Here is a 22460-nt window from a genome sequence, read left to right as displayed (position 1 = left end):
AACTTGAGGCCCTTCATGCCGCCGCGTCCGTATCCTGGCGCTTGCGCTACGGAGGTGGCGGCATGAACAAGATCATCGTCCCGATCATCATCGGCGCGCTCGTCCTCGGCGTCGGAGTGTGGGCGCTGGTGCGCGACACCGGCGAGAAGACGCTGGTGGCGCACTTCCCGCGCACCGTCTCGCTCTACGAGGGCAGCGACCTGCGGGTGCTCGGTGTCGCTGTCGGCAAGGTGACCGACGTCGAGCCGAACGGCACCGACGTCAAGGTCACCATGACGTACGACCGCGACGTTCACCTGCCCGCAGACGCGAAGGCCGTCGTCATCTCGCCCTCGATCGTCGGTGACCGCTACGTCCAGGCGACCCCCGCGTACGACGGTGGGAAGAAGCTGGCCGACGGCGCGGTGCTGAGCACCGCCAAGACCTCGGTCCCGGTCGAGCTCGACCAGATCTACTCCAGCGTCGACGACCTGGTGGTCGCGATCGGCCCGGACGGCGCCAACAAGAACGGCGCCCTCACCGACCTGCTGCAGCAGACCGCGAAGAACCTCGGCGGGCAGGGCGAGAAGATCAACTCGACCGTCGGCGACCTCGGCAAGCTGACCAAGACGCTCGACAACCGCGACGAGCAGTTCTTCAACTCCGCCGAGCAGCTCGAGGGCTTCGTCGGCACCCTCGCCGAGAACGACCAGACCGTACGTGACTTCGCCCAAGCCCTCGCGGAGGTCTCCTCGATGCTCGAGGGCGAGCGCGAAGAGCTCGCCGCGTCGATGAAGAACCTCTCGGTGGCGCTGACCAAGGTGACCCAGTTCGTCAGGGAGAACAAGGCGATCCTGCGCGAGGACATCCAGGGCCTGAACCGGATCGCGAAGGTGCTCGTGCGGCAGCGCAAGGCGCTCGACGAGAGCCTCCGGACGGCGCCGCTGGCGCTCAACAACCTGGGTCTGGCCTACAACCCGGAGACCGGCACGCTCGACACCAACGCCAACATCACCATGGTTCTCGACGAGATCCTCGAGAACCCGGCGTCGTTCCTGTGCAGCCTCGTGGACCAGGCGACGAACGGCAGCAGCGCCGAGACCTGCTCCCAGATCCGGCAGCTGCCGGGCCTCAACCGGTCCGCCGCGATCGGTCTCGGCACCGGTTCGTCCTACGGGGTCCCCTACGACATGTCGCTCGGCGGCCTGGTGGAGGTGAAGGAATGATGCCGAAGCGGAATCCGAAGAGGGCTGTGCGGACCACGATGAAGCGCGCCGTCCAGACGTTCGTCGGCGTGATCGCCGGAGCCATGGTGCTGACCGGCTGCGGGACCTTCTCCGTCTACGACCTCCCGCTCCCGGGTGGCGTGGACGCCGGCGACGACGCGATCTCGGTGACGGCACAGTTCCAGGACGTCCTCGACCTGGTGCCGCAGTCGACGGTCAAGCTGGAGGACATCGACGTCGGCAAGATCGACAAGGTCTGGCTCGATGACGGCGTCGCGACCGTAGAGATGTTGCTCAAGAAGGACGTCAACCTACCGAGCAACGCGCGGGCCTCCATCCAGCAGACCTCGCTGCTCGGCGAGAAGTTCGTCGCCCTCGAGCGTCCCGCCGAGCCCGAGCCGACCAAGCTCGACGACGGCTCGACCATCCCGCTGTCGCAGACCGGCCGCAACCCGGAGATCGAAGAGGTCTTCAGTGCGCTGAGCCTGCTGCTCAACGGCGGCGGCGTAGCCCAGCTGAAGACGATCTCGACAGAGCTCAACAAGGCGCTCGCCGGTCGGGAGGACGCGGCCCGCTCCGTCCTTCGCCAGGTGGAGCAGCTGGCGCGCGAGCTCGACGACAACAAGGAGAAGATCGTCGCGGCCATCGAGGCGCTCGATGCGCTGGCGAAGGCCACCAACGCACAGATGGGCTCCATCGATGCCGCGCTCGACGAGCTGCCCTCGGCGATCTCGAGCATCGATACGCAGCGCGCCGATCTGGTCAAGATGCTCGAGGCCCTCCAACAGCTCGGCGACACCGGCGTACGCGTCATCCGGGCGTCCAAGGACAACACCATCGGCATCGTGAAGGACCTTCAGCCGGTCCTCTCGAACCTGGCCGACTCCGGCGACGACTTCGTCCGGTCGATGAACACGATCCTCACCTACCCGTTCGTCGACGCGGCCGTCGGTGGTTCGCCGCAGACCGCCCGAAACCTGCACCAGGGCGACTTCGTCAACCTCGACGTCACCGTCGACCTCAACCTCGACACGCTGCTCCAGAACGCGCCGCGGCTCGGTGACACCGCCTGCTGGGGCCTCGATGAGATCAACCGCCATATCAAGACCCTCCCCGACGAGAAGACCGCTCTCGACTGGCTCAACAACCTCACGAACGTCTGCAACGAGGGCGGGCTGGCCGGTGCGATCGACACCTGCCAGGAGGCGCTGACCGGACAGTCGGACGCGCCCGCGGAGTGCGTGACAGGCCTGCTCCGATCCATCGGGAAGACCCTCGAAGGTCTCCTCGGGCTCGGGCTGGCCACGCCCAACGGCGGCGGGAGCACCGCTGAAGAGGGCTCAGGGTGCGTCCTGATGCTGTTCTGCCGTGCCGGTGCGACCCCAGGGACGCACGCGGTGACGTACGACGAGCTGAGCAAGGAGCTCGACCCCGGTCTTACCTCGTTGATGATCCCGGCGCTGAGCACCTCGAGCAACACCCACCAGGAGGGCGTCTCATGATCACCCGCCGGACCAAGATGCAGCTGATGGTCTTCTTGCTGATCACCCTCGTCGGGGTCAGCTTCGTCGGTGCGCGCTATGCCCGCCTGGGGTCCCTGTTCATCAAGGACCACTACGTCGTGGTCGCCCACTTCGCCCAGTCCGGCGGCATCTACGAGGATGCCGAGGTCGACTACCGAGGCGTGAAGATCGGCCAGGTCGGTGAGCTGGTGCTCAACCGCACCGGTGTCGACGTGACGCTGAAGATCGACAAGGACTGGCAGGACAGGATCCCGGCCGACAGCCTCGCCGTGGTCGGCAACCGGTCGGCAGTCGGTGAGCAGTACGTGGAGCTGCAGCCGCAGTCGAAGGGCGAGCCCTACCTGGAGGACGGGTCGGAGATCGCCCGCGCCGCCACGACCACGCCGCTGCCGACCGAGAAGCTTCTCGAGGACGTCGCCACGACGGTGAACTCCGTCGACCAGAAGGCGCTCACGACGACCGTCGACGAGCTCGGCAAGAGCTTCGCCGGCACCGGTCAGGACCTGCAGACCATCATCGACACCGGCACCGCCTTCGTGGAGACCGCCGACCAGAACTTCGAGCTCACCACTCAGCTGATCCGGGACAGCAACACCGTCCTCCAGGGACAGCTGGACAGCAGCTCGGCGATCAAGTCGTTCGCGTCCGACCTGGAGCTGTTCACCGGCACGCTGGCAGGCTCCAACCAGGACCTGATCAAGCTGATCGAGAGCGGCTCGGCCAGCTCCGTCGAGCTGCGGCAGTTCTTCGAGCAGAACGAGGTCGAGATCAGCGAGCTCCTCAACGAGGTGCTGGTGACCGGCAAGGTCGTCCGGAAGAACCTCCCGGGCCTCAAGCACCTGCTCTCGATCTTCCCGACCGTCGTCGAGGGCAGCTTCGCGGTCGTCGACGTCGGCAACCCCGGCCTGGCGCAGGCCCACTTCGGGATGGCGCTGACCAGCCAGACGCCGTGCAAGCAGGGCTACGAGAGCACGAAGAAGCGCAGCCCGCTGGATCTGGAGAGCCGTCCGTTCAACACGGAGGTCTCCTGCACCGAGGACCCGAGCAAGTCGAACGCTCGCGGTTCCAGCCAGCTGCCGCGTGCGGCTGCTGGTGAGACCGGCTCGATCGCGACCTTCGACCCGAAGACCGGCGAGCTCACCTGGAGCGACACCGAGGACGCCTCGGTCTCGACCGCGGCTCCGTCCTCCTACGGCGACGACGCCTGGAAGTGGCTCTACCTCCAGCCGATGGAGACCGAGTAGCCGGACCAGCCGACCGCCACGCCGCCGCACGGACTCGGGGTCCCGGAGTGCTGCCGCATCGACCGATCCGTCGGCGGCGTACGGTGATGATGCTCGGAACTGGCTCCTCGCCGAGCGACTGACCGCCACCTTTACAGGAAAAGTGATCCTTTGAGCACCACGACCGATCCCGGTCCCGACGCGGAGACCGGCGCTACGTCCGACCGGGCGAGCGACAAGCGGACCAACCAGCTCCGCTGGGGCATCCTGGCGCTGTTGGTCGCCGTCATCCTCGCTGCCGTCGGCTACGTCGGCTGGCAGCTGACCCGCGGAGCCGACGAGTCCGTGGTGAGCCAGCGGGAGCAGGTGAGGGCCGCGGCCGACAAGTTCGTCGGACGGGTCAACACCTACGGGCCCGAGGACGTAGGCAGCGACAAGAAGACGATGCCGGAGTATCGCGAGCAGGTCGGTGAGCTGCTCACCCCGAAGTTCGAGAAGAACTTCCTGAGCAACGTCGCCTTCGCCGAGGCCACCGTCGTCCAGCAGAGCGTCGGCCGCACCAGCGAGGTGCACAGCACTGCGGTCGCCGGCCTCGACGAGGACAGCGCGACCGTGCTGGTCGTGGCAGAGCTCGCGATCAGCTACCCGAAGTCCGAGGGATCCGAGGAGCGTGTCGAGGCGGCACGCCAGCTCGCCCGGACCGAGGTGGAGCTCGTGAAGCAGAACGGGAAGTGGCTGGTCGACGACTGGTATCCGGCCGAGGAGGCTCCCACCACGGAGCCCAGCGAAGGGGTGACCCCATGAGCGAGCGTCAGCGAGTGAATCACGGGCTCAACATGCCGGCGGCTCCGTATCGTTGGGTTCTCTCTACGGAGGTGCCGGCATGAGCCAGCCCACCTGGTACGACCTGCTCGACGTCGAGCCCGACGCCGCCACCGACGAGATCCGCGCGGCGTGGAAGGCCGCGATCGCCGATCTGGATCCGACCGACCGTCGCTTCCGCACCCTCAACGAAGCCGCTGCCGTCCTGCTGGACGAGGAGAAGCGGGCTGCGTACGACGCTGAGCTGGCCGCTCGCGAGGAAGCTGCGACCGACGAGGCAGCGACCGACGAGGCAGCGACCGACGAGGCAGCGACCGACGAGGCAGCGGTCGACGAGGACGCGGAGGCGCTCGACGACGAGACCGTTTTCGTCGAAGCAGGGGCGATCGCCGACGTACACGACGAGCCGGAGCCGGACGCCGACGACGCAGACGCAGACGACGCTGACGCCGACGTGAAGGAGTCCGCCGGTCGTACGCTGCCGGTGCTCCCGACGTGGGGGCTGGCCGCCGCCGGCGTCCTGGCTCTGGCCGCGGTCGTCGCCGCCGGGGTGGTCTTCTTCGGCCAGGAGAAGGTCGTCACCGTCTCCAACAACAACGTCACGACCAGCACGGTCGAGGGCGCGGTCGGCAAGGAGATCTCCCGCAACCACAAGCTCCTGGTCGAGGAGCAGGGCGGCGAAGCGCTCGAGGCGGCGAAGAAGGCCGTCGTCCCGCTGCTCTCCTACGACCACAGCAAGATGGACGAGTCGAAGAGCAAGGCTCATGAGGTGATGACGAAGGACTACCGCGAGGACTACGACCGTCTCTTCGCCGTGCTCGTCGACAACGTCCCCGAGACGAAGACCGTGGTGAAGACGCTCCCGCCGGTCGACGCCGGCGTCATCCGGGTCTCCGAGGAGACCGTGCAGGTCCTGGTGCTGGTCGACCGCCAGGTCACCAACGCCCAGCGGAGCACCCCGATCGGCTATCAGGAGTACGCGATGCTCACGATGGCCAAGGTCGACGACGAGTGGCTGGTCGACAAGGTCGAGACGCGTCCCAGCAAGGACTAGCTCGCCGTCGGGCCTCATCGGGGCCGGTCAGCCGTGCCTTTGCGCTACCTGTCAAGTGATTGGAACAACTTCCCGGGAGGCGGACCGATTGGCTCGAACGCTTGACCCAGGGTGCCGATGGGGCGCATGATCATCCGCGATGCTCGACAAGGCAGTGCACCACCAACGCCGAAGCTCGGGCGCCATAGGTGTGAATGAAGGTACGCCGGACTATTAACTGGGCCCGGTGTTGTGAAGTGCGCTTTTATAGCGTACGATGGCGCTTTGCGCATGCCTTCATATGCCCCTCAGCCTGCCCGGTGGCTGTTCGGTGGTCGGCGTGCTGCGAATCCACCTGCGAACCTTGTCGAAGGATTCCTCTTGGCCGCGCGCACCTCGTCGGGTGACTCCACCCCTCGCCGCATCTCTTTCGCAAAGATCTCAGAGCCTCTCGAGCTTCCCAAGCTCCTCGCCCTCCAGACCGACAGCTTCGACTGGTTGATCGGTAACGAGCGCTGGCAGGAGCAGGTCGCCGCCCGCGAAGCAGCGGGCGAGGACGTGTCTCACAAGTCCGGTCTGCAGGAGATCTTCGAGGAGATCTCCCCGATCGAGGACTTCTCGGAGACGATGTCCCTCTCGTTCGAGAGCCCTGTCTTCTACGACCCCAAGTACACCGTCGAGGAGTGCAAGGAGAAGGACTTCACCTACTCCGCGCCTCTCTATGTCTCGGCGGAGTTCACCAACAACGACACTGGTGAGATCAAGGGCCAGACGGTCTTCATGGGTGACTTCCCGCTCATGACCGAACAGGGCACCTTCGTCATCAACGGCACCGAGCGCGTCGTCGTCTCGCAGCTCGTCCGGTCCCCGGGTGTCTACTTCGAGCGCACCGCTGACAAGACGTCCGACAAGGACATCTACACCGCCAAGCTGATCCCGAGCCGCGGTGCCTGGCTCGAGTTCGAGATCGACAAGCGCGACCTGGTCGGCGTTCGCCTCGACCGCAAGCGCAAGCAGAACGTCACCGTGCTGCTCAAGGCCCTCGGCTGGACCAACGAGCAGATCCGCGAGGAGTTCGGCGAGTACGAGTCGATGATGCTGACCCTGGAGAAGGACAGCACCACCGCTCAGGACGACGCGCTGCTCGACATCTACCGCAAGCTGCGCCCGGGCGAGCCCCCCACGCGTGAGGCCGCGCAGACGCTGCTGAACAACTACTACTTCAACCCGAAGCGGTACGACACCGCCAAGGTCGGTCGCTACAAGGTCAACAAGAAGCTCGGTCTGACCGAGGCCTTCGACCAGCAGACGCTGACCGTCGACGACATCGTCGCGACGATCAAGTACATCGTGGCGCTGCACGACGGGCGTGCGCAGCTCGAGATGCCGGCCGGCGTCACCGACGTCGCCGCCGACGACATCGACCACTTCGGCAACCGCCGGATGCGTACGGTCGGCGAGCTGATCCAGAACCAGCTGCGTACGGGTCTTGCTCGTATGGAGCGCGTCGTGCGTGAGCGGATGACGACCCAGGACGTCGAGGCGATCACGCCGCAGTCCCTGATCAACATCCGTCCCGTGGTCGCTGCGCTGAAGGAGTTCTTCGGCACCTCGCAGCTCTCGCAGTTCATGGACCAGAACAACCCGCTCGCGGGTCTGACGCACAAGCGGCGTCTGTCTGCTCTGGGCCCGGGTGGTCTCTCCCGTGACCGCGCCGGCATGGAGGTCCGAGACGTCCACCCGTCGCACTACGGCCGGATGTGTCCGATCGAGACCCCTGAAGGTCCCAACATCGGTCTGATCGGTTCGCTGGCCTCCTTCGGCCGGATCAACCCGTTCGGCTTCGTCGAGACGCCCTACCGCAAGGTCGAGAACGGCGTCGTCACCGACAAGATCGACTACCTGACCGCCGACGACGAGGACCGCTACGTCATCGCGCAGGCCAACGCGGCCGTCGACGAGAACATGAAGTTCGCGACCGAGCGAGTGCTGGTCCGCCAGCGCGACGGTGAGGTCTCCGAGCTCCTGGCCGACGAGGTCGACTACATCGACGTCTCGCCGCGCCAGATGGTGTCGGTCGCGACCGCGCTGATCCCGTTCCTCGAGCACGACGACGCCAACCGTGCGCTCATGGGCGCCAACATGCAGCGTCAGGCGGTGCCGCTGGTGCGCAGCGACTCGCCGCTGGTCGGCACGGGCATCGAGTACCGCGCGGCTGTCGACGCCGGTGACGTGCTCCTCGCGAAGAAGGCCGGTGTGGTCAAGGAGGTCTCCTCCGACCTGATCGAGACCCTCAACGACGACGGCACCTACACCAGCTACAAGCTGGCGAAGTTCGAGCGCTCCAACCAGGGCAACTGCGTCAACCAGCAGCCGCTGGTCGACGAGGGCGCCCGGGTCGAGGTCGGCTCCCCGCTGGCCGACGGTCCGGCGACCCAGGGTGCCGAGATGGCACTGGGTGCCAACCTCCTGGTCGCCTTCCAGTCGTGGCAGGGCCACAACTACGAGGACGCGATCATCCTCTCCCAGCGTCTGGTGCAGCAGGACTACCTCACCTCGATCCACATCGAGGAGCACGAGGTCGACGCTCGCGACACCAAGCTGGGCCCGGAGGAGATCACCCGGGACATCCCGAACGTCTCCGAGGAGATGCTGGCCGACCTCGACGAGCGCGGCATCATCCGCATCGGCGCCGAGGTCACCACCGGTGACATCCTCGTCGGCAAGGTCACCCCGAAGGGCGAGACCGAGCTGACCCCGGAGGAGCGCCTGCTCCGCGCGATCTTCGGTGAGAAGGCGCGCGAGGTCCGCGACACCTCGATGAAGGTTCCGCACGGCGAGGAGGGCACCGTCATCGGTGTCCGCGTCTTCGACCGTGAGGAGGGCGACGAGCTGCCCCCGGGCGTGAACCAGCTGGTTCGGGTCTACGTGGCGCAGAAGCGCAAGATCTCCGTGGGTGACAAGCTCGCCGGCCGTCACGGCAACAAGGGCGTCATCGCGAAGATCCTGCCGGTCGAGGACATGCCGTTCATGGAGGACGGCACCCCGGTCGACGTCCTGCTCAACCCGCTCGGTGTCCCGCGTCGTATGAACATCGGACAGGTCCTGGAGCTCCACCTCGGCTGGCTCGCCAAGCAGGGTTGGGACCTCAACCTCTCCGAGGACCCCGAGGACAGCGCCTGGAAGCAGCGCCTGATCAAGATCCACGCCGACAAGGCCGACCCGGGCACCAAGGTGGCCACCCCGGTCTTCGACGGTGCGCGTGAGGACGAGATCACCGGTCTGCTCAGCGCGACCCTCCCCAATCGGGACGGTCGGCGTGTGGTCGGCACCGACGGCAAGGCCCGCCTCTTCGACGGCCGCTCCGGCGAGCCGTTCCCGGAGCCGGTGGCCGTGGGTTACATGTACATCCTGAAGCTGCACCACCTGGTCGACGACAAGATCCACGCGCGTTCGACCGGTCCGTACTCGATGATCACCCAGCAGCCGCTCGGCGGTAAGGCCCAGTTCGGTGGCCAGCGCTTCGGTGAGATGGAGGTCTGGGCGATGGAGGCGTACGGCGCCGCCTACGCCCTGCAGGAGCTCCTCACCATCAAGTCCGACGACGTGCCCGGCCGTGTGAAGGTGTACGAGGCGATCGTCAAGGGCGAGAACATCCCCGACTCGGGTATCCCGGAGTCGTTCAAGGTTCTCGTCAAGGAGATGCAGTCGCTGTGCCTGAACGTCGAGGTGCTGAGCCAGGACGGTTCGGCGATCGAGCTTCGTGACGCGGAGGAAGACGTCTTCCGCGCCGCCGAGGAGCTCGGCATCGACCTCTCCCGTCGCGAGCCCTCTTCCGTAGAGGAAGTCTGACGAGCGGGAGGTACGCCTCGGCGTACCTCCCTCCCTCAGTCCCCTTTGAACTTTCCAAGAACTAACGAAGGAACTGGAAGCCATCGTGCTCGACGTCAACTTCTTCGATCAGCTCAAGATCGGCCTGGCCACCGCGGACGAGATCCGCGCGTGGAGCCACGGCGAGGTCAAGAAGCCTGAGACCATCAACTACCGCACGCTCAAGCCCGAGCGTGACGGCCTCTTCTGCGAGAAGATCTTCGGTCCCACCCGGGACTGGGAGTGCTACTGCGGCAAGTACAAGCGCGTGCGCTTCAAGGGCATCATCTGCGAGCGCTGTGGCGTCGAGGTCACCCGCTCCAAGGTACGCCGCGAGCGGATGGGCCACATCGAGCTCGCCGCTCCGGTGACCCACATCTGGTACTTCAAGGGCGTTCCGTCGCGGCTGGGCTACCTGCTCGACCTCGCGCCGAAGGACCTGGAGAAGGTCATCTACTTCGCCGCGTACATGATCACCTCGGTCGACGAGGACGCGCGTCACCGCGACCTGTCCTCGCTCGAGGCCAAGGTCGACCAGCAGCGCAAGATGCTCACCAGCCGGCTCGACGTGGCGATCAACGACCGCGCCAAGAAGCTCGAGACCGACCTGGCCGCGCTCGAGGCGGAGGGCGCCAAGTCCGACGTCAAGCGCAAGGTCAAGGACGGCGCCGAGCGCGAGATGAAGCAGCTGCGCGACCGCACCGAGCGTGAGGTCAACCGTCTCGACGAGGTCTGGGACACCTTCAAGAACCTGAAGGTCCAGGACCTCATGGGCGACGAGCTGCTCTACCGCGAGATGAAGACCTGGTTCGGGAAGTACTTCGAGGGCCACATGGGCGCCACGGCGATCCAGAAGCGTCTCGAGGACTTCAACATCGAGGCCGAGGTCGAGAACCTGCGCGAGACCATCGCCACCGGCAAGGGTCAGCGCAAGGTCCGTGCGCTCAAGCGCCTCAAGGTCGTTGACGCCTTCCGCAAGACCGGCAACCAGCCGACCGGCATGGTGCTCGACGCCGTCCCGGTCATCCCGCCGGACCTGCGCCCGATGGTGCAGCTCGACGGTGGCCGCTTCGCGACCTCCGACCTCAACGACCTCTACCGTCGTGTGATCAACCGCAACAACCGCCTCAAGCGTCTCCTCGACCTCGGTGCCCCCGAGATCATCGTGAACAACGAGAAGCGGATGCTGCAGGAGGCCGTCGACTCGCTGTTCGACAACGGTCGTCGTGGCCGCCCGGTCACCGGGCCGGGCAACCGCCCGCTCAAGTCGCTCTCCGACATGCTCAAGGGCAAGCAGGGTCGTTTCCGTCAGAACCTGCTCGGTAAGCGCGTCGACTACTCCGGCCGTTCGGTCATCGTGTCGGGTCCGCAGCTCAAGCTGCACCAGTGCGGTCTGCCCAAGCAGATGGCCCTGGAGCTGTTCAAGCCGTTCGTGATGAAGCGTCTGGTGGACCTGAGCCACGCTCAGAACATCAAGTCCGCCAAGCGGATGGTCGAGCGGGCCCGCCCGGTCGTGTGGGACGTCCTCGAAGAGGTCATCACCGAGCACCCGGTTCTGCTGAACCGTGCGCCGACCCTGCACCGCCTCGGCATCCAGGCCTTCGAGCCCCAGCTGATCGAGGGTAAGGCCATCCAGCTGCACCCGCTGGTCTGCACCGCGTTCAACGCGGACTTCGACGGTGACCAGATGGCTGTCCACCTGCCGCTGTCGGCGGAGGCCCAGGCCGAGGCTCGCATCCTGATGCTGTCGACCAACAACATCCTCAAGCCGTCCGACGGTCGTCCGGTCACCATGCCGACCCAGGACATGATCATCGGTCTCTACTTCATCACCTCCGACCGCGAGGACGAGGTCGGTGCGGGTCGTGCGTTCTCGTCCCCGGCCGAGGCCATCATGGCCTTCGACCACCTCGAGATCACGCTGCAGTCGAAGATCAAGATCCGTCTCGACGACATCGTCCCGCCGATCGGCTACGACGTGCCGGAGGGCTGGGCCGCGGGCGACCCGCTCGTGCTCGAGACCACGCTGGGCCGGGTGATCTTCAACGACACCCTGCCGGCTGACTACCCCTTCGTGAACTACGAGGTCGGTAAGAAGCAGCTGGGCGCGATCATCAACGACCTGGCCGAGCGCTACACCAAGGTCGAGGTCGCGGCATCGCTGGACGCGCTCAAGGACAACGGCTTCCACTGGGCCACCCGTTCGGGTGTCACGGTCTCCATCGACGACGTCACCACGCCGCCGAACAAGGCCGAGATCCTGGAGACGTTCGAGACGCAGGCTGCCAAGGTGCAGAAGCAGTTCGAGCGTGGTCTGGTCACCGATGAGGAGCGCCGTCAGGAGCTCGTCGAGATCTGGACCGAGGCCGCCAAGGTCGTCGGTGCTGCCATGGAGGCGGCGTTCGACCGCAAGAACCCGATCTTCATGCAGGTCACCTCGGGCGCTTCGGGTAACTTCAACCAGATCCGCCAGGTCGGCGCCATGCGAGGCCTGGTGGCCAACCCGAAGGGCGAGATCATCCCGCGGCCGATCAAGTCGAACTTCCGCGAGGGTCTTTCCGTCCTGGAGTACTTCATCTCCACCCACGGTGCTCGTAAGGGTCTGGCCGACACCGCGCTGCGTACCGCCGACTCGGGTTACCTGACCCGTCGTCTGGTGGACGTCTCGCAGGACGTCATCATCCGTGAGGACGACTGCGGCACCGAGCGCGGTCTGCCGAAGGTCATCGGGGTCGACACGGGCGGCGTCGTCATCAAGGACGACAACGCCGAGACCGCTGCGTACGCTCGCACGGCTGCGGTCGACATCGAGCACCCGTCGACCGGCGAGGTTCTCGCCGTCGCCGGCGAGGACCTGGGTGACGTCAAGATCGAGGAGCTGGTTCGCGCCGGCATCACCGAGGTCAAGGTCCGTTCGGTCCTCACCTGTGAGGCCCGCACGGGTACGTGTGCCAAGTGCTACGGCCGCTCGCTGGCCACCGGCAAGCTCGTCGACATCGGTGAGGCGGTCGGCATCATCGCCGCCCAGTCCATCGGTGAGCCCGGCACCCAGCTGACCATGCGTACGTTCCACACCGGTGGTGTGGCCTCGGCCGATGACATCACGCAGGGTCTGCCGCGTGTCGTCGAGCTCTTCGAGGCGCGTACGCCGAAGGGTGTCACGCCGATCTCCGAGGTCGCCGGTCGCATCGAGATCGAGGAGACCGACAAGGCCCGCAAGGTCCTGGTCACTCCCGACGACGGCTCCGAGGTCATGGAGTACGTGGTCTCGCGTCGCTCGCGTCTGCGGGTCGGCGACGGCGACCACGTCGAGGTCGGCTCGCCGCTGACCGTCGGTACGCCGGACCCCAAGGAGGTCCTCCGTATCCTCGGTGTCCGCAAGACGCAGCAGCACCTCGTCGACGAGGTCCAGCAGGTCTACCGGTCCCAGGGTGTGTCCATCCACGACAAGCACATCGAGATCATCGTGCGGCAGATGCTGCGCCGGATCACGGTGCTCGAGTCCGGGGACACCAACCTGCTGCCGTCCGACCTGGCCGACCGGATCGACTTCGAGTCGGAGAACCGGCGCGTGGTCTCCGAGGGCGGCAAGCCGGCCTCGGGTCGTCCGGAGCTGATGGGCATCACCAAGGCCTCGCTCGCTACGGAGTCCTGGCTGTCGGCGGCCTCCTTCCAGGAGACCACCCGCGTCCTCACCGACGCTGCCATCAACGGCCGCTCCGACTCGCTGCGCGGTCTGAAGGAGAACGTCATCATCGGTAAGCTCATCCCGGCCGGCACCGGCCTGGAGCGCTACCGCAACATCAAGGTCGAGCCGACCGACGAGGCTCGCGCCGCGGCGTACTCCGTCACCGGTTACGACAACTACGACTACGAGTTCGGCAACACCGGCGGCCAGGCCGTCGCGCTGGACGACTTCGACTTTGGTTCCTACCAGTCGTGATCCAGTAGTCAGCTGAAGGCCCCGCCTCCCTCGGAGGCGGGGCCTTCGGTCTTTTCGAGGCTGCGAAAATTTCTTCGTGGCTCGACGCAACGAACCGGCCGGGCCACGCGTCTCAGGGGTGGGACGATGAGTTTCTGGCTGGGTTCATCTGGCCGCATCTGCTACTCGAGGAGCGAAGATGCTGCGCGTACGACTGGTGCTGGTCGGAATCGGGATCCTCGGCGTGCTCGCGGCGGGAGGTTGCGCGTCGACGAACGATGGGGCGGTCGACTCGTCACCATCTGCCTCCGGGACCGTGGATCCCACCCGGGCGAGCAGCTCACCGTCCCCGTCTCAGTCCTCACCGGCGGCCACGGGGGGTTCGCCGGTGAGGACTGAGTCATCTGATTCTTCTGAGCCTGCGGCGGCAGACCCGTCGACCCCGAAGTGCACCAACGCCGACCTGAAGGCCGGCTATCGTGCGACCGATTCGGGCGCGGGGTCGCGGTTCGGCGAGATCACGCTGACCAACGTCTCCGACCGTGCCTGTGCCCTGGGTGGCTTCGGCGGGCTCTCGTACGTCGGTGGCGACGACGGCACCCAGATCGGTGCGCCGGCGGTCCGCAAGGGCTCGTGGCGCACGGTGATCATGAAGCCCGGCCAGGTGGCAGTCAGCGAGGTCGCGGAGTCGACGGCCGAGAACTATCCGGCCTCGAAGTGCAAGCCGACCAAGGTGGACGGGTTCCGGGTCTACGTGCCGGATTCCTACGACTCCCAGTTCGTCCGTCACGAGACGACCGGGTGTGCGGACAAGAACGTGTCGCTCCTGTCTCATCGCGCGTTCCACTAGCGGCCATCCGCCTGCGGGATCCTGGCGGGCATGAGACGTGTCCGAGCAGGCCTCCTCGTGTCCGTCGCGCTCCTGGCGAGTGCGATCAGCACACCGGCGTACGCCGCGAACGATCCGCGTACCTTCGACCTCCAGGCGCATCGCGGTGGCGTCGCGCTGACGGTGGAGAACACGTTGCCCGCCTTCGCGCGGGCGCTCGAGCTGGGGGTCAGCACCCTCGAGCTCGACGTGCAGATCACCGAGGACGGCTACGCGGTCGTGACGCATGATCGGGACCCGAACCCGGCCAAGTGCGTCGACACCGAGCCCGCCTTCCCTGGCGACCCCGAGTTCCCGTACGTCCCGAACCGGACCTACATCAAGGACCTGACGCTCGCCCAGGTGCGGACGATCGACTGTGGGTCGATGCGACAGCCGCAGTTCCCCGGACAGGAGCTGTCGCCGGGGGAGCGGATGCCGTTGCTCTCGGAGGTGTTCGCGCTGGTCAACAGCTACCACGCCGGCCAGGTCGAGCTGAATGTGGAGACGAAGGTCGAGGCAGGGGCGCCGGAGCAGACTGCGCCGCGCGAGCAGTTCGTGCGCGCCGTCCTGGCCGAGATCAGGCGGGCGCACATTCGTAACCAGGTCACCATCCAGAGCTTCGACTGGGGTGCGCTGAAGCGGGTCCGGGAGGTCGAGCCGCGGCTGCCGATCGTCGCGCTGACCAACGGACAGCAGTTCCTCCAGCAGGGACAGCCGGGCGCCTCGCCGTGGCTGGGTGGGATCGACATCGACGACTTCGAGGGATCGCTCCAGGAACGGTACGTCGCGGCCGCGGACTCGTTCGGAGCGGATGCGGTCTCGCCTGTTCACGGGGATCCGCAGGGCGGCTCGGTGTCCGACCCGGGCTACGTGCCGTTCACGACCCAGGAGCTGGTCGATGCGGCCCACGCCCGCGGGATGGCGGTCGTGCCGTGGACGGTCGACGACGTGGCCACGATGGAGCACCTGATCGGCCTCGGGATCGACGGACTGATCACCGACAAGCCGGACGTGCTCCGCGACGTGCTGGCACAGCACGGGTTCAAGCTGCCGCGCGCGTACAAGGGGCGCAGCTGAGACGAGGGTGAACGAGGTCGAGCGCTGCGCGCGAGATTGACCGCGCGCAGCGCGGGCGAAGTCGCCTACCCTCAGGGGTATGGCAGCTGATCTGGACAGACACGTCCGTGGAATCGTCGACGAAGTCGCCTACCTGGTGCTGGCGACATCGGATCCCGACGGACGGCCGCGAACGTCGCCGGTCTACTTCTCGCACGACGGCTACCGGGCCCTCTACTGGGTCTCGGCTCCCGACGCCCAGCACTCCCGCAACATCCTCCGCGATCCGCGCGTGGCCGGGGTCATCTTCGACTCCTCGGTGCCGCCGGGCTCCGGGGCGAGCGCTGCGTACGTCACCGGGATGGCCCGCCAGGTGCCCGACTTCGAGCTAGAGAAGCGCTGCGCGGTGGCGTTCCGCCGGCTGATCGGGACGGCCCGGGCGTTTCGGCCCGAGCAGCTGCGCGGGGAGGCGTCGTTGCGGCTCTACGTGATGGACGTCGAGCTCTGGGAGGCGCATCTTCCCGGCGTCGACCCGGATGACGAGACCGCGCCGGAGACACGGATCGAGGCGGACCCGGAGGTCTGAGCTCAGCCCAACGGGTGGAAGAGGAGGTGGATCTCCTCGCGCAGCTCGAGCCGCTCGACGCCGATGCAGTAGACCGGCTCCAGGATCTCGGGGCGAAGCACCTCGTCGACCGTGCCGCGGGCGGCGACGCCGCGCCGGTCGAGCAGCACCAGGTCGTCGCAGTAGCGGGCCGCCAGGTTGAGGTCGTGGAGCACGACGATCGCCGTCGTCCCGAGCTTGCGCACCAGGGATAGGATCTCGTGCTGGTAGCGGATGTCGAGGTGGTTGGTCGGCTCGTCGAGGAGCAGATGGGTCGCCTCCTGGGCCAGCGCCCGGGCGATGAGCACCCGCTGCCGTTCGCCGCCGGAGAGGGCGGCGAAGGAGCGTGGGCCGAGGTGGGTCCCGCCGACGCGCTCGAGGCACTCCGCGGCGATCTCCAGGTCGTGCCCGCCGGCCCTGGCGAAGGCGGACAGGTGCGGCGTGCGTCCCAGCAGCACCATCTCGCCGGCGGTCAGGGCGCCCGAAAAATTTGGGTCAGCGGTGCCGGACTCCTGGACGACGACCGCCAGTCGGCGGGCGACCTCCTTCGCAGGGAGCCCGGTGAGCTCGTCGCCGTCGATCTCGACGGTGCCGCTGCCGCGAAGCGCTCCGTAGAGCAGCCGGAGCAGGGTGGTCTTGCCGCTGCCGTTGGGCCCGATCAGACCCAGGACCCGACCCTCGTGGGAGGCGACGTCGACGTCCTCGAGGATGGTCGTGGCGCCGTACGTCCAGGACAGGCCGCCGGCCTCGATCACTGGTCGAACCTCTCGATGATCCGCTCCAGACCGTCGACCGAGAGCGCCGAGGGAGGCTCGGTGAAGTTGAACAGCTGCGCCATCACGTCGCCGTTCCTGACCGCGGTGAGATCCTCGGCGCCGGCGAGCTGGGTGACCGACTCCTCGACCTTTTTCGGGTCGCCGGTGTTGTGGAGCAGGATGATCACGTCGGGGTCGCGCTCGAGAAGATCTTCGGTCGAGACCTCGAAGACGCGCTCGTCGACGTCGGCGAAGACGTCCTCGAAGCCGGCCGCCTCCAGCTGGGGGTGGGCCATCGACCTGGTCCCGTAGGCGTAGGTCACCCCGCCGCCGACGGTGGGGTAGAGGACCGCGGCCGTGCGTCCTTCGCCGACCTTCTTCGCCTCCAGCTCGGTGACGCGTTCACGCAGGTCAGCCACGGCCTTGGCGGCTTCGTCCTCGCGGTCGAAGACCTCGCCGTAGGTCTCCAGCTGGCTGTAGACGTCGTCGAAACCGGGGTCTGCGACGCCCTCGGCACACATCGCCGGCTCCTCGAGGAGGTCGATGCCGACGGCGTCGAGGGTGTCGCGGGACAGGTTCTCGACCTCGCCGAGGACCAGGTCGGGCTCCTCGCCGATCACGACCTCCTTGGAGATCTGCAGGTGACCGCTGGTGTCCATCTCGTCGGTGAGCAGCGGGATGTCGTCGAGCTCGGCCTGGGTCTCGGCGTCGTAGTAGTCGGCGGGGTAGTCACCGGCCCGGGCGACGACCCGGTCCATCACGCCGAGAGCATGCAGGTAGGGCACCGCGGCGCTCTTCAGCATGACGACGCGCTCCGGTGGGGCGTCGAGGCTGACCTCGGCGCCGCAGTTGTCGATGGTGATCGGGAAGCCTTCGGCGGCGGCCTCGTCGCCGGCCGCGTCTGCGCCGGCGCCGCACGCGGTGGTCGTGGCCAGCAAGAGCGCTGCGGTGGCGATCATGGGACGGATCATGTCGGGGCTCCTGGTGATGGGGTGGTGGTCAGACGTCGCGCGCCGAGAAACGCCGGATCAGGACGATGAGGAACGGTGCGCCCAGGAGCGCGGTGACGATCCCGATCGGGATCTCCTGGGGCTGGAGGAGGACGCGGGCGAGCACGTCGGCCCAGACGAGCAGGATCGCGCCCATGAGGGCGGCCGCCGGGATGGCCACGGCGTGGGCGGAACCGACGGCGCGACGGGCCAGGTGCGGTACGACCAGGCCGACGAAGCCGATGCTGCCGGCGGCCGAGACGACCACGCCGACGGTCAGCGCCACGATGATCAGCAGCAGGGTGCGGAAGCGGTCGGGAGAGATGCCGAGGGTGTGGGCGGTCTCGTCGCCGATCGCCAGCGCGTCGAGGCCGCGGCCGGACAGGGTCAGCAGGAGCGTGGTGGCGATCACCGCGAGCGCCACCACCGCGAGCAGGCCGTTCCACTGGGCCAGGCCGAGGGAGCCGAGCAGCCAGAACATCACCGACCGCGCGCCCTCGGCCGAGCCCGAGGCGAAGATCAGGAAGCTGGTCAGGCCGTAGAGCAGGTAGCCGACGGCGACACCGGAGAGCAGCAGGCGCAGCGAGGTGACCCGGCCGCCGCTGCGCGCGAGAGCGAACACCAGGAAGGACGCCGCCAGGGCGCCGACGAACGCGGAGCCCGGCAGGGCGTACGCCCCCAGCCCGGTGCCCGCGCCGAAGAGGATCGCCGCCGCTGCGCCGCTGGAGGCGCCGGAGTTGATCCCGAGCAGGTAGGGGTCGGCGAGCATGTTGCGGACCATCGCCTGCAGCGCCATGCCGGCGATGGCCAGGCCGGCGCCGACCAGGGCGCCGAGGAGCACGCGGGGGAGGCGTACCTTCCACACGATCGCCCCCTCGGTGGCCTTCCAGCCTGCCTCGGGGAGGCCGAGGAGATGGTGGCCGAGGATCTGGGCGACCGTCCCCGGACTGACGTACGCAGCGCCGAGCCCGACCGCGACGACGATCGTCGCCACGGTGGCCGCGAGGAGGCCCAGGAGCCAGATGGTCGCGCGCCGGCGACGGCGGTGTACGCCGAGAGGGTCGTGCACGTGGGGGCCTTCCGAGCTCACTGCCAGGATCTAATGCGAAGAACTTGCAATAACCTAGCAGGGGCTCGGTTCGGGCTGAGGTGAGGGTTCTTTCGTGGTCCGTTGGCCGGTTCTGGGAAGATATGCGCATGACCTCGTCCCTTCCGCAGTCAGCTGACGTGCTCGTCGTGGGGGCGGGGCCCGCGGGTTCGGCCGCGGCGGCCTGGCTGGCGCGTGCCGGGGTCGATGTCCTGCTGACCGACGCGGCCGTCTTCCCGCGTGACAAGACCTGCGGCGACGGGCTGACTCCGCGCGCGACCCACGAGCTGGTCCGGCTCGGGCTGGAGGACTGGCTGCGCGCGCACCCGGTCTCGAAGGGCCTGCGGGCGCACGGGTTCGGCCAGACGCTGCACCTGCCCTGGCCTGGCGGCACGCTGCCTTCCTGGGGGTCGGCGGTGCCGCGCACCGAGCTCGACGACCACCTGCGCACCGTGGCGATCAAGTCCGGCGCGACGGCGGTCGACGGCGTACGCGCGGTCGATGTGCGGTGGGACGGCGAGCGGATCGCGGCAGTGGTCTTCGAGGGCGGGCACGAGGTCACCTGCCGGTCGGTCGTGGTCGCCGACGGCGTGCGCTCGCCGCTGGGCAAGGTGCTGGGCCGGGAGTGGCACCGCGACACCGTCTACGGCGTCGCCGGGCGGGCCTACATCGCCTCCGACCAGGCCGATGACGAGTGGATCTCCTCCCACCTCGAGCTGCGTGACGAGTCCGGTGCGGCGCTGCCGGGGTATGGCTGGATCTTCCCGCTGGGTCCGATTTCTGGGGGTTCGGGCGAGGTGAACATCGGCGCGGGTGCGCTGGCCACCTCCAAGCGGCCCGCGGAGGTCGCGATCAAGCCGCTGATGAGGCACTACACCGAGCAGTGCCGCGAAGAGTTCGGCCTCCAGGGCGAGCTGCGGGCGGAGAAGTCCGCGCTGCTGCCCATGGGCGGTGCGGTCTCCGGTGTTGCCGGTGCCAACTGGGCGCTGATCGGCGATGCCGCCGGATGTGTGAACCCGCTCAACGGCGAGGGGATCGACTACGGCCTGGAGACGGGGCGGATGGTCGCCGACGCAATCGTCGCCGGGGAGGACCTGGCCACGGCCTGGCCGGCGACCCTGCGTGAGCACTACGGGGAGGCGTTCTCCGCCGCCCGCCGGCTGGCCGGGATCGCGACCCACCCGCGCCTGGTGTCCACCCTCGGACCTGCGGGGATGCGGTCCGACTGGCTGATGACGCTGGCCCTGCGGTGGATGGGCAACCTGGTCACCGACGAGGACCGTGACCGGGCCGCCAAGGTGTGGCGCTGGGCCGGTCGCCGCTCGCTGGCTCTCGACTCCCGACCCCCGTTCAGCTGATGGCGACGCGAAACCGGGGCCGCGGTGGGCGGCGACGCAAGCTTCCGCAGGTGCAGCGGGTGGGGGCGTACGCCGTCATCATCCGGGCCGGCGCGGGCAAGGAGCCGGAGATCCTGCTCAGCCGGCTCTCGGAGAAGGTGACGCCGGAGGAGCGGTGGACGCTCCCTGGAGGCGGCATCGACCACGGCGAGGACCCGCGTGACGCGGTCGTGCGTGAGGTCTACGAGGAGGCGGGGGTGCCGGTCGAGATCGGCGTCGACGCCCGGGTCTACTCCGTTCACCAGGCCAAGGCCTGGCGGCTGGGCCGGCGGGTCAACTCCCACGCCATCCGGATCGTCTACGACGGCTGGGTGCCCCATGACGCCCCCGCGCCGCAGACGATGGAGGTCGACGGCTCCACCGCCGAGGCGGCCTGGGTGCCGCTGGCCGCCGTCACGAGCGGTGAGATCCCGACGTCTCCGCTGGTCACCGATGCCCTCGACATGCACGAGCCGACCCGCAACCAGCGCCTGGCTGCGTACGCCTTCATCACCCGGCCGACGGACGGCGCTGTGCTGCTCACCCGGATCTCGCCGCGTGGTTACCACTCGGGTTCGTGGACGCTCCCGGGCGGCGGGCTCGACTTCGGCGAGCATCCGCGCAAGGCGCTCGAGCGCGAGGTGACCGAGGAGTGCGGTCTCACCTGCGAGGTGGGTGAGCTGCTCGACGTGCACGACGTCAATGTCGTCGGCACCGCCCCCAACGGCCGCCACGAGGAGTTCCACGGCGTCCACCTCATCTTCGCCGCCTCCGTTCCCGATGGTGCCGAGCCCCGGGTGGTCGAGCAGGACGGCACGACCGACGACGTACGTTGGGTGACCCGCGCCGACCTGGCCGACCTCCCGCTCCTGGACGTGGTGACCGCAGCCCTGGCCGCCGAGAAGTCAGAGACTGGCGCCGAGTAGTCGGTATCTGACGCCGAGAGGTCGATTCCTGACGCCGCGCTGACGCGGCGGATCAGAAATTGACCTCTCGCGGTCGAGGGGTCAGGAGAGGTGGGCTTGGGTGCCTGCGTCTCGCGCCTCGGCAGCGGCCAGGATCACTTCTGCTGCGGCGGCGTCCTGGACGCCGACGCCTACCGAGAGATAGACGAGTACGTCCGCCGGGGCGCGGTCCAGCGTGTCGGCGCCGGTCAGGAGCGCGCCGAGGTCGGTGATCCGGTCGGGGGTGACCAGCCCCGAGGCGATGGCGTCGACGACCGGGCCGGAGTCGGTCATCGCGGACGGGCGATGGTCGACGAGGACCGTGGAGCGCCCCAGAAGCGAGGGCGGCAGCTCGACGCGGTCGGGAGCGAAGGAGCCGACGCTGGCCACGGTGGTGCCGTCGGTGACCCAGGCGTCCTCGATCACCGGGGCGAGGGACGAGGTGCAGAGGACGACGATGTCGGCGCTGCGTACGGCTGGTTCCAGATCGTGCTTCGCAGTGGCGCGATGGGACTCGGCGAGCTCGGCGGCGGCAGCCCGGTTGCGGCCGTGGATCTGGAGCTCGGCGTCGGGGTGGGTCACTGCGAAGGCGTCGAGGTGGGCGCGGGCCTGGGCGCCGGTGCCGACGACGAGGATGCTCTTGGCGTCGGGTGCGACCTGCTGCATGGCGAGGGTGGTCGCTGCCGACGTACGCAGGCCGGTGACGCTGTCGCCGTTGATGATCGCGCGTGGTGCGCCGGTCTCGGGGTCGAGGACCGTGATGACCGAGTGCACGGCGCCGAGGCCGCGGGCGGCGTTGGCCGGGTTGACGCTGCCGAACTTGCTCACCGCGGGGGCGTCGGGGGCGATCCGAGACGAGTAGCAGAACGAGACCGACGCGTCCGGCCCCGGGACGAGGAGCCGAGGAGGCTGGACGGCCTCCCCGGCTCCCAGCCGGGTGAACGCCTCGCGCTGGGACTCCAGCGCGAGGCGGGGCGTGAAGATGCTGCGTACGTCTGCGGCGGAGAGGATCCTGACGGGCACCCCGCCACGTTAGACCCTCAGGCGGTGGCCTTCTCCTGCGTCTCCTCGAGCGCGATGTCCCTGGTCTCCTTGCCGATCAGCAGCGAGATCAGGGTGATCACCGCCATCGCGGAGAGGTAGACGCCGACCAGGACGGGCGAGCCGTCGGCCTGCTTCC

16 protein-coding genes are annotated in these 22460 nt (G+C 68.0%); 12 read left to right on the top strand and 4 right to left on the bottom strand.

The annotated features are described in order from the left end of the window. The first annotated feature begins 62 nt into the window (after positions 1-62). The 10 genes from H5T77_RS10180 (at position 63) to H5T77_RS10135 (ending at position 16111) form a co-directional block, all read left to right on the top strand. Positions 63-1205 carry an MCE family protein gene (locus tag H5T77_RS10180; protein WP_292648486.1) on the top strand — a complete coding sequence of 381 codons (1143 nt, stop codon included), beginning with the start codon at positions 63-65 and terminating at the stop codon, positions 1203-1205. Beyond that, a complete protein-coding gene (locus tag H5T77_RS10175) occupies positions 1205-2707 on the top strand; it encodes an MCE family protein (protein ID WP_292648484.1) in 1503 nt (500 codons plus the stop codon). The genes H5T77_RS10180 and H5T77_RS10175 overlap by 1 nt, the downstream gene beginning before the upstream one ends. Further along, on the top strand, positions 2704-3972 hold the full coding sequence (locus H5T77_RS10170) for an MCE family protein (protein ID WP_292648482.1): 1269 nt from the start codon (positions 2704-2706) through the stop codon (positions 3970-3972). The genes H5T77_RS10175 and H5T77_RS10170 overlap by 4 nt, the downstream gene beginning before the upstream one ends. A 150-nt stretch (positions 3973-4122) precedes the next feature. After that, positions 4123-4755: a hypothetical protein gene (locus H5T77_RS10165; protein ID WP_292648480.1), complete on the top strand. Its 633-nt coding sequence runs from the start codon at positions 4123-4125 to the stop codon at positions 4753-4755. A gap of 79 nt (positions 4756-4834) precedes the next feature. After that, a complete protein-coding gene (locus H5T77_RS10160; RefSeq protein ID WP_292648478.1) occupies positions 4835-5827 on the top strand; it encodes a J domain-containing protein in 993 nt (330 codons plus the stop codon). A 360-nt stretch (positions 5828-6187) separates the two neighbouring features. Further along, on the top strand, positions 6188-9658 hold the full coding sequence (gene rpoB, locus H5T77_RS10155) for a DNA-directed RNA polymerase subunit beta (RefSeq protein ID WP_292648476.1): 3471 nt from the start codon (positions 6188-6190) through the stop codon (positions 9656-9658). A gap of 85 nt (positions 9659-9743) precedes the next feature. Further along, the gene (locus tag H5T77_RS10150; protein ID WP_292648474.1) at positions 9744-13619 is read left to right on the top strand and encodes a DNA-directed RNA polymerase subunit beta'; all 3876 of its coding nucleotides are present in this window, start codon (positions 9744-9746) and stop codon (positions 13617-13619) included. 367 nt (positions 13620-13986) lie between these two features. After that, entirely contained in the window at positions 13987-14448 is a 462-nt protein-coding gene (locus H5T77_RS10145) for a DUF4232 domain-containing protein (protein ID WP_292648472.1), read from the top strand. Positions 14449-14478: 30 nt separating this feature from the next. Continuing rightward, complete coding sequence (locus H5T77_RS10140) at positions 14479-15546, top strand: glycerophosphodiester phosphodiesterase family protein (RefSeq protein ID WP_292648470.1); 1068 nt, start codon at positions 14479-14481, stop codon at positions 15544-15546. 79 nt (positions 15547-15625) lie between these two features. Then, positions 15626-16111 (top strand): pyridoxamine 5'-phosphate oxidase family protein, encoded by a 486-nt coding sequence (locus H5T77_RS10135; protein WP_292648468.1) that lies wholly within the window; start codon positions 15626-15628, stop codon positions 16109-16111. 2 nt (positions 16112-16113) lie between these two features. Here H5T77_RS10135 and H5T77_RS10130 read toward each other — a convergent pair whose 3' ends face one another. Genes H5T77_RS10130 through H5T77_RS10120 form a run of 3 tightly spaced genes read right to left on the bottom strand, consistent with a single transcriptional unit; the run spans position 16114 to position 18942 of the window. Continuing rightward, positions 16114-16884 (bottom strand): ABC transporter ATP-binding protein, encoded by a 771-nt coding sequence (locus H5T77_RS10130; protein WP_292648467.1) that lies wholly within the window; start codon positions 16882-16884, stop codon positions 16114-16116. Then, positions 16881-17855, bottom strand: coding sequence for an ABC transporter substrate-binding protein (locus H5T77_RS10125; RefSeq protein WP_292648465.1), 975 nt, complete (start codon positions 17853-17855; stop codon positions 16881-16883). The genes H5T77_RS10130 and H5T77_RS10125 overlap by 4 nt, the downstream gene beginning before the upstream one ends. Before the next feature lie 28 nt (positions 17856-17883). Further along, a complete protein-coding gene (locus H5T77_RS10120) occupies positions 17884-18942 on the bottom strand; it encodes a FecCD family ABC transporter permease (protein ID WP_292648462.1) in 1059 nt (352 codons plus the stop codon). Positions 18943-19070: 128 nt separating this feature from the next. On the opposite strand from H5T77_RS10120, the gene H5T77_RS10115 reads away from it, so the two are divergent. Next, the gene (locus H5T77_RS10115; protein ID WP_292648459.1) at positions 19071-20318 is read left to right on the top strand and encodes a geranylgeranyl reductase family protein; all 1248 of its coding nucleotides are present in this window, start codon (positions 19071-19073) and stop codon (positions 20316-20318) included. After that, a complete protein-coding gene (locus H5T77_RS10110; RefSeq protein WP_292648456.1) occupies positions 20318-21262 on the top strand; it encodes an NUDIX domain-containing protein in 945 nt (314 codons plus the stop codon). The genes H5T77_RS10115 and H5T77_RS10110 overlap by 1 nt, the downstream gene beginning before the upstream one ends. A gap of 81 nt (positions 21263-21343) precedes the next feature. On the opposite strand, the gene H5T77_RS10105 is transcribed toward H5T77_RS10110, so the two are convergent. Further along, positions 21344-22303 (bottom strand): ornithine cyclodeaminase family protein, encoded by a 960-nt coding sequence (locus H5T77_RS10105; protein WP_292648455.1) that lies wholly within the window; start codon positions 22301-22303, stop codon positions 21344-21346. Between the last annotated feature and the right edge of the window lie 157 nt (positions 22304-22460).

This window comes from Nocardioides sp., assembly GCF_014360585.1.
In the GTDB taxonomy this organism is placed as follows: Bacteria; Actinomycetota; Actinomycetes; order Propionibacteriales; family Nocardioidaceae; genus Nocardioides.
Note: the sequence above shows the minus strand (reverse complement) of the source record. Positions and strands in the feature narration are given on the sequence as shown.

Bases quoted from the DNA above. Each gene is read 5' to 3' on its own strand.
- H5T77_RS10125 (WP_292648465.1), bottom strand. From the start codon at position 17,855: ATGATCCGTCCCATGATCGCCACCGCAGCGCTCTTGCTGGCCACGACC.
- H5T77_RS10175 (WP_292648484.1), top strand. From the start codon at position 1,205: ATGCCGAAGCGGAATCCGAAGAGGGCTGTGCGGACCACGATGAAGCGC.
- H5T77_RS10110 (WP_292648456.1), top strand. From the start codon at position 20,318: ATGGCGACGCGAAACCGGGGCCGCGGTGGGCGGCGACGCAAGCTTCCG.
- H5T77_RS10170 (WP_292648482.1), top strand. From the start codon at position 2,704: ATGATCACCCGCCGGACCAAGATGCAGCTGATGGTCTTCTTGCTGATC.
- H5T77_RS10160 (WP_292648478.1), top strand. From the start codon at position 4,835: ATGAGCCAGCCCACCTGGTACGACCTGCTCGACGTCGAGCCCGACGCC.
- H5T77_RS10180 (WP_292648486.1), top strand. From the start codon at position 63: ATGAACAAGATCATCGTCCCGATCATCATCGGCGCGCTCGTCCTCGGC.
- H5T77_RS10135 (WP_292648468.1), top strand. From the start codon at position 15,626: ATGGCAGCTGATCTGGACAGACACGTCCGTGGAATCGTCGACGAAGTC.
- H5T77_RS10115 (WP_292648459.1), top strand. From the start codon at position 19,071: ATGACCTCGTCCCTTCCGCAGTCAGCTGACGTGCTCGTCGTGGGGGCG.
- H5T77_RS10140 (WP_292648470.1), top strand. From the start codon at position 14,479: ATGAGACGTGTCCGAGCAGGCCTCCTCGTGTCCGTCGCGCTCCTGGCG.